The following is a 12,501-nucleotide window of genomic DNA, read 5'->3' on the forward strand; positions in this document are numbered from 1 at the left end:
GGACGGGGCAGCCGTCGGCGGATGAGGGGGACTTCCGGGTGTCGCGGTCATGTCGGCCACCTCCGGAGGTAGGGAGAGCGCGGTCCGGCTTCCCGGCAGAGTCGGGCACATCGACGGATGGGAACAAGATTCCCTGGGAAATCGACGGAATCGGCCATACGCTCAGGCCGATGGACGCACCGCACACCGCCTTCGTGGCCGATTCGCTGGACCGGCGCATCATCAGCGCGCTGCAGATCGACGGCCGTGCCTCGTGGCACGCCATCGCGACGGCGCTCGGCGAACCGGAGCGCACCGTCGTCCGCCGGGGCACCCGGCTGCTGGACTCCGGGCTGGTACGGATCGGCGCCATGGCCGTGCGCGGGCGCAGCACCGTGATCGGAGTGCGCTGCGCACCCGGCCAGGCCCGTGTGGTCGCCACCGCGCTGGCGCGCCGGCCCGACTGTGCCTTCGCCCAGCTCCTGACCGGGACCTGGGACTGCGTGGCCGAGGTGCAGTGCCCGCGCGACCGTCTCGCCGGGCTCGTCATGGACGAACTCCCCGGCCTGCCCGGGGTCGTACGGACGCTGACGCTGCCGGTGCTGCGGCACGTGCGGACGATTCGCGAGTGGCACGCGGGTCTGCTCACCGAGGCCGAGATCGCCGCACTCACCGAAGGCACCGGCGCCGTCCCCGCGTCGGCGGACGTGTCGCCCCCGTCCGACACGGCCGGAGAACTCTCCCGCGCCGACCGGCTGCTGGTGCACGCCCTGGCCGAGGACGGCCGGTGCACGTTCGACGAACTGGCCCGGGTGTCCGGGGTGTCCGAGGCCACCGCCCGGCGCCGGCTGGGAGCCCTGCGCAGGGCGGGGCGGGTCCGCGTCCGTGCCGTGATCGAACCGGTGCTGCTCGGGCTGCCGGTGGAGGCGGTGCTGTGGGTGCGGACCGTGCCGTCGCAGGTCGACGCGGTGACGGCGGCGCTCGCCGGGTCCCCGCACGTCCGGTACGTCAGCTTCGTCACCGGCGAACGCCAGCTGCTGGTCCTGACCGCGTTTCCGGACGAGGCGGCGCTCCACGACTTCGTCACGCGTGCCCCGTGGTTGCGCGAGGTCGTGTCGGTGGATGTGTCGATGGTCCTCGGCTCGCTGAAGCGGGGCGGGATGCTCGCGCCGTGGCTGCGTGACTGACGTGCTGTTCAGACCGGGCGAACGGGGCCGAGTCTCCTCGATACATCGGAGGGGTCACTCATGTGGACTGCGTTCAGCACATTGACAGGTGCATGAGCCCTGCTTAGGTTCGCCGATACACCCGATGTATCGATGATCCGTCAGGTCTGGAGGACACGATGACCTCACAGCCGGAGCAACGTTCGCAGGTGGCTCGCAGAGCCGTACTCGGCACCGCGCTTTCCGGCGCCGCGGCGGCGGCCCTGCCCGGCACGGCCCGAGCCCAGGAGCTCACCGGGACGGTGCCGTCCGACGCCGGCGGCGCCAGACGCCCCTGGAAGCTCCGCGACACCATGACCACCGACAGCGCCTGGTCGACGTTCCTGCGCGGCCAGGACCTGCTGTGGACCAGGCTGCCCACCCGCTGGTACGAGGGCCCCTTCCTCGGCGACGGGCTGCTCGGCAGCATGATCTACCGGGAGCCGGACGCCGACCAGGTCCGCTTCACCGTCCAGCACGGCCGGGTGCAGGACCACCGCCCCGAGTTCGGCAGCGGCTGGGGCACCTGCCGGCTGCCGGTGGGGCACCTCACTCTCGAACCGGCCGGCACCATCACCGCCGTCGACTGGCGGCTGAGCCTGTGGAACGCCGAACTCACCGGCACCGTCACCACCACCGCGGGCAGGCTCACCCTCTCCGCCCTCATCCACGACGAGGTACTCGCCGTCCGGGTGCGGGCCACCGGCGGCGAGCGCGCCGACTGGACCTTCCACCCCGAGGAGGCCATCAGCCCGCGGAAGATCCAGGAGGCCCCGCCCGCCGACTACATCCCCAACCCGCCCTGGACCACCAAGACCGCCGCCGACGGCACCGAGCAGGTGCTCCAGCCCCTCACCGGCGCCCAGACCGCCACCGCCTACCGGCGCGACGGCGACGAACTGCTGCTCAGCGTCGGGCACAGCGCCCCCTCCACCACGGCGGCCGAGGCCGACTCGCTGCGCAACCTGCGGCGCGCCGGGTCGTACGACAGCCTCAGGCGACGGCACACCCGCTGGTGGCACGCCTTCTACCAGAAGAGCTTCGTCTCGTTCCCCGACCAGCGGCTGCAGAGCTTCCACTGGATCCAGCTCTACAAGGTCGCCTCCGCCAGCCGGGCCGGCGGCCCCGTCATGGCCACCTCCGGGCCGTGGCTGGAGCCCACCCCCTGGCCCGCGGTCTGGTGGAACCTCAACGTCCAGCTGGAGTACTGGCTCATCCACGGCTCCAACCACCTGGAACTCGACGCGCTCGCCAGCACCCTGCGCCAGAACCAGGAACAGCTCGTCGCCAACGTGCCCACCGCCTACCGCGCCGACAGCTCGGGCGTCGGCCGCAGCTCCGACATGTTCGCCAACCGGGAGGTGGGCAGGCCCGGCAGCGGCTCCGAGGCCGGCAACCTCACCTGGGCGCTGCACAACGTGTGGCTGTCCTACCGGCACTCCATGGACAAGGCGCTCCTGCGCGACACGGTCTTCCCGATCCTGCGCCGGGCCGTCAACTACTACCTGCACTTCCTCACCCCGGGCAGCGACGGCAAGCTCCATCTGCCGAGCACGCTCTCGCCCGAGTACCCCGTCGTACCCCCGCAGGACACCAACTACGACCTGGCCCTGATCCGCTGGGCCTGCCAGACGCTCATAGAGTCCGCCGAACTCCTCGGCGTCGACGACGAACTGGCCCCGCGCTGGCGGGAGGTGCTGGCCAAGCTGACGCCCTACCCGGTCGACGACAACGGCTTCATGATCGGCGCCGGCACCCCGTACGACCGGTCCCACCGGCACTACTCGCACCTGCTGATGGTGTACCCGCTGTACCTCGTCAACTGGGACCAGCCCGAGTCCCGCGACCTGATCACCAAGTCGGTGGAGCACTGGCACGCGCTGACCGGCGCCCACCGCGGCTACAGCTACACCGGCGCCGCCTCGATCTACGCGATGACCGGCGACGGTGACACCGCGATCGGGTATCTACGGAAGTTCTTCGACACCTCCACTCGCTACCCCTGCCAGGCCAACACCCACTACACCGAGGCCGGCCCGGTCATCGAGACGCCGCTGTCCGCCTCGCAGTCCCTGCACGACATGTTCTGCCAGAGCTGGGGCGGCGTGATCCGCGTCTTCCCGGCCGTCCCGACCACATGGGCCGACGTCACCCTGCACGACTTCCGCACCCAGGGCGCCTTCCTGGTCAGCGCCGTCCGTAAGAAGGGAGCCACGCGGTTCATCCGGGTCAAGAGCCTGGCGGGCGAGCCGCTCAAGCTCCGGCACGGACTCACCGGCACCCTCACCGTGCTGCTCGACGACGGCACCCCGGCCCGCACCCGTGACCTGGGCGGCGGCACTCTCGCCATCGACCTGCCCAAGGGCCGCGAGGTGCTCGTCCACTCCGGATCGCGCCCCGACCTCGTCATCGCGCCCGTCGCCGTCGGGGAACCGGGACCGGCCTGGGGACTGCCGTAATCACCGCACACCTCGGAGGGTTCACATGGCTGTTCCGATCAGAACCGTGGTCGCCGCGCTGTGCACCGGACTGGCGGCCACCCTCCTCACGACCGTTCCGGCCGGGGCCGAGCAGCGGGAGCACGCCTGGACGGTGACCGCCGCCCCGGACGCCGCCCGCGCACGGATCGCCCTGGACGACGCCACCGGCACACTGAGCCTGTCGGTGACCCGGGGCGGCCGTACGGTCATCGAGCCGTCGCCCGTCGGCCTCGTCACCGAACGGGCCGACTTCTCCAAGGACCTGCGCTTCCTGCGCGGCAAGAACCGGACGGTCGAGGAGCGCTACCGCACCAGGTCCGGCAAGCGGCTGGAGCGCCGGGTCCGCATGAACGAGACCCGCCTGTCCTTCGCCACCCCCGCCGGCGCCCGGCTCGACCTGCTGGTCCGCGCCGCCGCCGACGGCGTCGCCTACCGGTACGTCCTGCCCGCCGGACACGGCGACGTGCTCGGCGAGACCTCCGCCTTCAAACTGCCGCCCGACGCCGGAGCATGGCTGGGCACCTACCGGCCCGACAACGAGGGCCAGTTCAACGAATACACCGCCGCCACGGCCCCCACCGGCGCGTACTCGCCCCAGGCGCTGTTCGCGACCGACGGCGGGTACACCCTGCTCGCCGAGTCCGACCTCACCGGCGCCTACTCCGGCGCCCGGCTCGCCCACGACCAGGGCACCGGCACCTACCGCGTGGAACTGGCCGACGACCGGGTGAAGACCGACGGTCCGCTGACCACCCCCTGGCGCGCCATGGTCACCGGCGACCTGGCCGCCGTCACCCGGTCGACCTTCACCGACGATCTCGCTCCCGCCTCCAAGGTCGCCGACCCCTCCTGGATCAGGCCCGGAACCGTGCTGTGGACCTGGCTCGCCGGCGGCCGCCCGGCCGGGCAGAGCCTCGCCGCGCAGAAGGCCTACGTCGACTACGCCGCCGAGCGGAACTGGCCCTACGAGGCCGTCGACGCGGGCTGGTACTTCAAGGCCGACGAGTGGGACGTCACGGACCCGGACTGGCAGAGCAACAGCTGGCTGCCGGAACTCGTCGACCACGCCCGCGCCAAGGGCGTCGGGATCATCGTCTGGATCCACCAGCGCGACCTCGACACACCCGAGGAACGCGCCCAGTGGCTGCCCACCCTGGAACGGTGGGGCGTCAAGGGAGTCAAGATCGACTTCATGGACTCCGAGGCACAGTCCACCCTCCAGTGGTACGACGCCGTCCTGAGGGAGACGGCCGCACACCACCTCATGGTGAACTTCCACGGCTCCACGATCCCCAAGGGCATCCAGCGCACCTGGCCCCACGTCATGACCCTGGAGGGCGTCGCCGGCGAGGAGAAGCGGACCAACACCGCAGCCCACCTCACCACCCTGCCCTTCACCCGCAACGTCATCGGCTCCATGGACTTCACTCCCGGCGCCTTCCAGCGCGTCGGTCTGCGCCCCAACTCGGACGCGGCCGAGGTCGGGCTCACCGTCGCCTACGAGTCGGGCCTCCAGATGTTCGCGGGCACCCCCGAGTCGTACGACGCCCGGCCGCTCGCCCGGGAGTACCTCGACCAGGTCCCCGCCGCATGGGACGACACCCGGCTGCTCGCCGGCCGGCCCGGCCGGGAAGCCGTGCTCGCCCGCCGCAGCGGCGACCGCTGGTTCCTGGGCGGGGTGTACGCCGGGCCCGCCCGCAGGGCCGAGGTGCCGCTGACCGTCGGCACGGGACGGTGGCTGGTCGAGACGGTCCAGGACGGTGCCGACGGGCTCGTCAGGAACCGGCAGGTACTGCGCGGCGGCGACACGTTCGGCGTGGACGTCGTCGCGAACGGCGGCTTCGCCGGGATCGCCTGTCCCTGGCGCGCGGGTGTCACCACCTGCCACCGCTGAGTCCGTTCACCGTGCGCGCATACCAACTTGGAGGGATCAGCATGAGTGTTTCCCGGCGTACTGTGCTGGCCACGGCCGGCGCCACGGCGTTATGCGCTTCCCGGGCACCTGCCGCCGCCGCGGACACGACCGCCGGCCGGACACCGGCGGCCACCCAGCGCACGCTCCGCGCGGCGGCCGACTACGCCGTCGAGAAGGTCGCCGCCGTCGCGCCGAACGTGACCGCCTTCCCCGTCGGCACGCATTTCGAGAAGTGGGTCTACTCCCAGAACGGCGGCTGGGTCGGCGGATTCTGGCCGGGCACGCTGTGGATGGCATGGCTCCACAGCAAGGACGAGGCCTTCCGCACGCAGGCCCTGGACTCGGCGCGGAAGCTGGCCCCTCGCCAGTACGACACCGGCACACACGACCTCGGCTTCCTCTTCTACCCGTCCTGGGTCACCGCCTGGCGGCTGACCGGCGACGAAACCTGGCGGACGGGCGCCGTGCGGGCGGCCGACTCCCTCATCCAGCGGTACAACCCGCGCGGGCGCTTCATCAGAGCGTGGGGCGCGCTGAACGAGCCGAAGAACGCCGGCCGCGTCATCATCGACACGATGATGAACCTCGACCTGCTGGCGTTCGCGAGCCGGCAGACCGGGGACGACACGTACCTGGACATCGCCGTGGAACACGCGAAGACCACCCAGCGGGTCTTCCCCCGCCCGGACGGATCGACCCCGCACGTCTACGACTTCGACCCGGACAGCGGCGCGCCCCTCGGTCCGGACACCGTGCAGGGGTACAGCCCCACGTCCTGCTGGTCGCGCGGCCAGGCGTGGGGACTGTACGGCTTCACCACCATGTACCGAAGGACCGGGAACCGGGACTTCCTGACCACCGCCCGCGCACTCGCGGACTACGCGGTCGGAGCACTCACCCCGGACCACGTCCCGGTGTGGGACTACCGCGCGCCGCAGCAGCCCCACGACATCAAGGACGCGTCGGCCGGCGCGATCACCGCCTGCGGGCTCCTCGACCTGTCCGCTGCCACCGGCAGGCAGGCCTACCGTGAGGTCGCGCTCCGGCTGCTCACCGCACTGGCGCGGACCTGCCTGACCGAGAACTCGGCCCGGGCGGAAGCGGTGGTGGCCCGCTGCACCCGCAACCGCCCGGCCGAGGACGGCATCGAGATCTCCCTTCCGTACGCCGACTACTACCTGCTGGAAGGCATCCTGCGCGTGCTCCGGCCGCAGGACGTCGACCGGGCGATCGACCTCTCCACGGTCTGACCGGCGCTGGTGCCGCTCAGCCCGCGATGGAGTCCAGTTGTTCCGCCGCCGGGCGCAGGACCCACAGGTCGCCGCCCGGCGGCTCCTCCAGCGACCGGACGGCCCGCTGTGCCCGCCGGTCTCCGGCATCGGCCGCCGCGTGCACGACATCGGTCGCCGCGTACCGGCGGAACTCGAGCTCCGGGTGCGGCCAGGGGGCGGCTCCGGTCGCGGCGGGCAGGAGGTAGCCGACCGCCTTGAACAGGCTCTCTTCCTCCGGCCCCTGATAGGCCCACAGGTCCACGCCGGCGTTCCGTCCGATGGCCGCCAGCCGCGTGTGGGCGACCAGGGTGAACGTCGAGTAGTGCCAGCTCCTGGTCCGGGTCAGCTCCTGGGGCTGGCTGCCGTCGGCCGCGATCTGCGGTGCGATGCGCTTGTGCCGGGCGTCCAGGACCGTTCGGCGGGCCAGTTCCCGGTCCCCGGTCGCGTAGGCGAGGCCGGCGAGCAGCAGGTCGTAGAAGGTGCCGTGGTTGTTGGTGGCGGCGGCCTCCTGCTTGCCGAAGTCGCTGTTCCTGAGCCAGTCGAGGAAGGCGCTGTTCCAGCGGGCCATGTCCCTGCGGTCCTTCGCGGTCCAGCCCGGGGCGCCGCTCTCCAGCAGGGCGAGCGCGTCGAGGACGCTGGTGTACGACTGCGAGAAGTCGATGATGCCGATGGCGCGGCCGTCGTACTTGCACGGGATGAACTGCGCGTGGTTCAGGTTCGGGTTCATCCTCGTGGCCGGATCGAGGAACCAGGTGCGCAGCACCTGCCCGGCCTTCTCGGCGTACCGCGCGTCACCGGTGAAATACCAGGCGAGGGAGAGGTCGTAGGCGGAGTCGAAGGTCTTCTCGACGTCCTGGCGGTCGGTGCCCGAGTCGACCTCGGGATTGCGCTCGCCGTCGCGCTGCACGTAGGGGCAGCCCCACGGATTGTCCGGGGCCGGGGTCGTGGTGGGCCACCAGTACGGGGCCTGGCTGAGATAGTCGTGGACGTCTCCGCCGGGCGCGGGCCGGGGTTTGTCGACGACGGTCCAGGGCCCCTGGTCCAGCCATCTCTCGGCACGCCCCCGCAACCGTGCGACCGCACGCCGGAGTTGGGGGTCCCCGTGTTCCAGCCGGACCTTGGTCCGGTGCAGTCGGGCGCCGTCCAGTACGGCGGTGTGCGGGATGCGGTCCGTGTGCGGGGCCTCCGACCGGGCCGAGGCGGCGGGGGCGGCTCCCGTGACGAGCGCGGCGAGAACCGTCAGCAGGATGCCTAAGCGAGATCTTCTCCTCATGATCCACTCCGTTCGAGTTCATGGCTGTGAACAACGTTCAGGTGGTGGGTAGACGTGAGCATGACATAGCGGTCTCCAGCGGGAAAGAGGGCTCGCAGGCAGTCGGCGTACGGGGGCGGCGCTCAGCCCTCGTAACGTGGTGTCCACTGGGCCTGCGCGACCGCCTTGCGCAACTCCTCCTCCGTCGCCTGCGGAGCGACCCCGTCCTCGACCCCGGCGAGAGCCGCCGCCAGGGCGATCTCGCGAGCGGACTCGCGCATCCCGGACAGGGGCGGCAGCAGCGGTACGGGGCCGTCGCCGCCGGGCGCCGCCCGTACCGCGCAGTCGGCGACGGCCCGGGCGGCGGCCACCATCATGCGGTCGGTGACGCGCGTGGCCCGGCTCGCCGTCACCGCGAGACCCATGGCCGGGAAGACGTAGACGTTGTTCGACTGCGCCACCGGCACCTCGTGCCCGTTCACCGTCAGGGGCGGGAAGGGCGAGCCGGTGGCGATCAGCGCCCGGCCGTCGGTCCAGCGGGTGAGGTCCGCCGGATCGGCCTCGGAGTGGGAGGTGGGGTTGGAGAGCGGGAAGATGACGGGCCGTTCGCAGGTCGAGCCCATCTGCCGCACGATCTCCTCGGTGAACGCGCCGTGAGCCGTCGACAACCCGATGAGCGCCGTCGGCTCGACACGGCGCACCACCTCGGCGAGGCCGGTGCCGTCCCAGCCGTTCACCTCGCCGTCCTCCCGCGCGAACACCCGCTGCTGCGGGGTCAGTTCCGGGCGCGAGCGCACCAGCAGGCCGTCGACGTCGAGGATCCAGAACCGTGCCGTGGCCTCGTCCTCGGACAGGCCCTCCTCGATCATGGCCGTCCGGACCATGTCGGCGACACCGATGGCGGCCGACCCCGCCCCCAGGATCACCAGGCGCTGCTCGGACAGCGGAGTGCCGGACACGTTCGCGGCCGTGGACAGGGCGCCGAGCGTGACGGCCGCCGTGCCCTGGATGTCGTCGTTGAAGGTGAGCAGCCGGTCCCGGTAGCGCGAGAGGATGGGATGGGCGTGGGCGGTGGCGAAGTCCTCCCACTGGAGCAGCGTGCCGGGCAGCTCCGCCTCCACCGCCGAGACGAACGCCTCGATCATCTCGTCGTAGTCGGCGCCGGTCAGCCTGCGGGCACGCCGGCCGAGGTAGCGCGGGTTGCCGAGCAGGTCCTCGTTGTCGGTGCCGACGTCCAGCAGGATCGGCAGGGTGCGGGCGGGGTGGATGCCGCCGATCGCCGTGTACAGGCTGAGCTTGCCGATCGGGATGCCCATGCCGCCGACGCCCTGGTCGCCCAGGCCGAGGATGCGCTGCCCGTCGGTGACGACGATGACGTCCACGTCCTTGTCGCGGTGCGGGCGGTTGCGCAGGATGTCCCGGAAACGGTGCCGGTCCTCCCACGTCAGGAACAGCCCGCGCGGCCGCCGGTAGATCTCGCTGAAACGCCGGCAGGCCTCACCCACCGTCGGCGTGTAGACGACGGGCAGCAACTCCTCCAGGTATTCGGTGACCAGACGGTAGAAGAGCACCTCGTTGGTGTCCTGGAGCTGGCGCAGGTAGATGTGCCGGTTGAGGGGCTTGTCATAGCCGTGGAACGCCTCGTAGGCGCGGGCGACCTGCTCGTCCAGGGTCTCCACGGCGGGCGGCAGCAGCCCGTCGATGCCGAGCTCGGCGCGCTCCTGCCGGCTGAAGGCGGTGCCCTTGTTGACGAGCGGGTCGGCCAGGGTGGTGAGGGCGGGGCTGGTGGTCGTGCGGGGGTGCGGGGTCTTCGGCTGGTTCATGGGGTGACGCCTTCCCTGGACTCGCCCGTTCGTGCAGGCGACTTGCGCTGCTCGGCCGAACGGTCGAGCCGGTCCTCGGCGCACCGATGAGTTCCGGCGCGTCCCCCGGTCTACCTCTCCGTAAGACGTACCGAGCCCAACACCGAGCAGGAGAAGGCGACATGAGCGTGACGACCCCGCAGACGCAGCCCCGGACCGACTCCCGGCACACCGCCGGCTTCCTTTCCACGCGCCCCGTATGGCTGGTCGGTGTTCTGGCGACGCTCGCCGGTGCCGTCGTGACCGAGGCGTTCGCGCTCGTCGCCCGGGCCGCGGGCGTCCCGATGGAGGCGGCCAGTCCCGGCGCCGAGGAGGCCGCGGCCATCCCCGTCGGCGGCTTCGGCGGCGGCGTGGTGTTCTGGTCGGTCGCCGGGATCGTCCTGGCGGTGGTGCTCGCCCGCTGGGCGAAGCAGCCCGCCCGCACCTTCACCGTGACCACCGTCGTCCTCACCGCACTGTCCCTCGCCGGCCCGGCCGTCGCCCCGCACACGGCCACGTCCACGCAGGTCGTCCTCGCCCTGTCGCATTTGGTGGCCGCCGCGGTGATCATCCCCCTGATGGCACGGCGGCTGTCCCATGTGCGGAGGTGACGCCCTCGACTCCCACGATTCCCGGCACCGGCCCGTCGCGCTCACCGCGGACGGGCCGTCGTCGTACCACGCCACAGCCCCGAACGGCCCAATGGCACTGCGCCGTAGGAGGCGACCGTGGATGAGCGGTGTGACCGTGGTGGAAGGGATGCGCGTGCACCCCTGAACGCGTGTGCACACCGGGACGAGGAGACGCGATGGCGGACGGACTGGCCGAGGGCGGCACGGCGTGCGCTGCCATGAGCGGCGGCGAGGACCCGCCCCCCGACCGGTCCTCGGACGCCTTCGAGCGGGTGAGCGCCGTCGCCGACGCCGTCCTCTACGAGGGCTACCTGCTCTACCCCTACCGCCGGTCCTCGGCCAAGAACCGCGTCCGATGGCAGTTCGGGGTCCTGTTCCCGAGGGACTGGGTGGAGGCGGACGGCCCCGTGGCCCCGGGTGTCTCCGGCTCCGCCGACTCCTGGTACCAGCAGACCGAGTGCCTGCTGAGGATCCGGCAGCCCGGCAACGCGTCCGTACGTGTACGGATCCGTCACCTGCAGATGCAGCGCAAGCAGGTGGAGGAGAGCCGGGAGGGCCGTCATCACGCCGTCGAGTCACTGCGCACCGCCGACGGTACGACGCATCTGACCTTCGACGAGGCCGTGCCGTGTGAACGCGAGGTCGAGGTCCCCCTCGACGAGCTCCTCCAGTGCGGACGCACCGTCCCCGTGGTCGCACCGGCCGGCGTGGACGTCGAGCCGCTGCCCGGTCACGCCGGGCGGGTGGTGCGGCACCGCGACGAGGTACGGGCCGAGATCACCGTCACCGCCGAGCGACTGTCGGACGACCTCTGCCGGCTCCGGGTGCGCACCACGAACACCGGGCCCGCACCGGAACCGCGGACCGCTCGTGACGAGGCACTGCGCCGGGCCCTCATCGCCACCCACACGCTCATCGGCGGCGAGGGCGTGGAGTTCGCCTCCCTGATCGACCCGCCGGCGGACCTGAGCGCACTCGCCCGTTCGTGCCGGAACGAGTTCACCTTCCCCGTCCTCGGCGGCGACGACGGCGCCGTCCTGCTCTCCGCGCCGATCATCCTGCCCGACCACCCCCAGGTGGCCCCCGAGAGCCCGGGCGACCTGCACGACGCCGCGGAGATCGACGAGATCCTCACGTTGCGCACGATGCTGCTGACCGACGAGGAGAAGCGCGAGGCGCGAGCCACCGACCCGCGGGCGGCGGCGATCCTCGACCGCGTCGACACGATGCCGCAGGAGGTCTTCGAACGCCTCCACGGCGCAGTCCGCTCCCTGACACCGGCCACCCCTGCGACTGCCGCGCCCGTGACCCCGGCGCCTGCGGCTGCCGCGCCTGTGACTCCGGCGCCTGCGGCTGCCGCGCCTGTGACTCCGGCGCCTGCGGCTGCCGCGCCCGTGACGTCCGCGCTCACGACTTCGGCGGCCGGGGCCCCCGTGACCCCGGCGCCTGGGACTTCCGCGCCCGTGACACCGGTGCCTGGGACTCCCGCCCCTGTGACACAGGCAGCCGAGGTTCCCGACCCCGTGACGCCCGCGCCTGTGGCAGCGGTGCCTGGGGCTGCCGCGCTTGCGACTTCGGCACCTGTGACGTCCGCGCTTGCGACTTCGGCGGCCGGGGCCCCCGTGACCCCGGCGCCTGGGACTGCCGCGCCCGTGACACCGACGCCTGGGTCTCCCGCCCCTGTGACACCGGCGCCTGGGGCTCCCGCGCCCGTGACGCCCGTGCCGGTGGCCCCGGCGCCCACGCCCGCGGCCCCGGTGCCTGGGACTGCCGTCCCCGGGACCTCGGCGCCTGGGGCTCCCGCTCCCGTGACGCCCGTGCCGGTGACCCCGACGCCCGCGGCCCCGGTGCCTGGGACTCCCGCCCCTGTGACCCCGGCGGCCGGGGTTCCCGACCCCGTGGCTCCCGCGCCCGTGACACCGACGC

Annotated in this window: 8 protein-coding genes; 6 read left to right on the forward strand and 2 right to left on the reverse strand. The window is 72.2% G+C overall.

The window, feature by feature from the left end:
* Nucleotides 1-170 precede the first annotated feature (170 nt).
* From CCL05_RS37155 to CCL05_RS37175, 4 genes are all read left to right on the forward strand, one after another.
* Nucleotides 171-1,166, forward strand: a complete 996-nt coding sequence (locus tag CCL05_RS37155) for an Lrp/AsnC family transcriptional regulator (protein WP_086565046.1) — start codon at nt 171-173, stop codon at nt 1,164-1,166.
* A 158-nt stretch (nt 1,167-1,324) separates the two neighbouring features.
* A complete protein-coding gene (locus tag CCL05_RS37160) occupies nt 1,325-3,643 on the forward strand; it encodes a glycosyl hydrolase family 95 catalytic domain-containing protein (RefSeq protein ID WP_086565047.1) in 2,319 nt (772 codons plus the stop codon).
* 25 nt (nt 3,644-3,668) lie between these two features.
* Nucleotides 3,669-5,558 carry a glycoside hydrolase family 97 protein gene (locus CCL05_RS37170; RefSeq protein ID WP_208641700.1) on the forward strand — a complete coding sequence of 630 codons (1,890 nt, stop codon included), beginning with the start codon at nt 3,669-3,671 and terminating at the stop codon, nt 5,556-5,558.
* Between the two features lie 41 nt (nt 5,559-5,599).
* Nucleotides 5,600-6,829, forward strand: a complete 1,230-nt coding sequence (locus CCL05_RS37175) for a glycoside hydrolase family 88 protein (protein WP_086565049.1) — start codon at nt 5,600-5,602, stop codon at nt 6,827-6,829.
* 16 nt (nt 6,830-6,845) lie between these two features.
* Here CCL05_RS37175 and CCL05_RS37180 read toward each other — a convergent pair whose 3' ends face one another.
* Both CCL05_RS37180 and CCL05_RS37185 read right to left on the reverse strand, forming a co-directional pair.
* Entirely contained in the window at nt 6,846-8,123 is a 1,278-nt protein-coding gene (locus tag CCL05_RS37180; protein WP_086565050.1) for an alginate lyase family protein, read from the reverse strand.
* Between the two features lie 122 nt (nt 8,124-8,245).
* Nucleotides 8,246-9,925, reverse strand: coding sequence for an NAD-dependent malic enzyme (locus CCL05_RS37185; protein WP_086565051.1), 1,680 nt, complete (start codon nt 9,923-9,925; stop codon nt 8,246-8,248).
* A gap of 161 nt (nt 9,926-10,086) precedes the next feature.
* Between CCL05_RS37185 and CCL05_RS37190 the strand changes: the two genes are divergently transcribed.
* Nucleotides 10,087-10,554, forward strand: a complete 468-nt coding sequence (locus CCL05_RS37190) for a DUF6069 family protein (protein WP_086565052.1) — start codon at nt 10,087-10,089, stop codon at nt 10,552-10,554.
* Between the two features lie 197 nt (nt 10,555-10,751).
* Nucleotides 10,752-12,501: hypothetical protein (locus CCL05_RS46655; RefSeq protein WP_244204533.1), on the forward strand; the 1,750-nt coding region annotated here is incomplete at its 3' end.

Origin of the sequence: Streptomyces africanus (assembly GCF_002150735.1) — a bacterium.
Taxonomy (GTDB): domain Bacteria; phylum Actinomycetota; class Actinomycetes; order Streptomycetales; family Streptomycetaceae; genus Streptomyces; species Streptomyces africanus.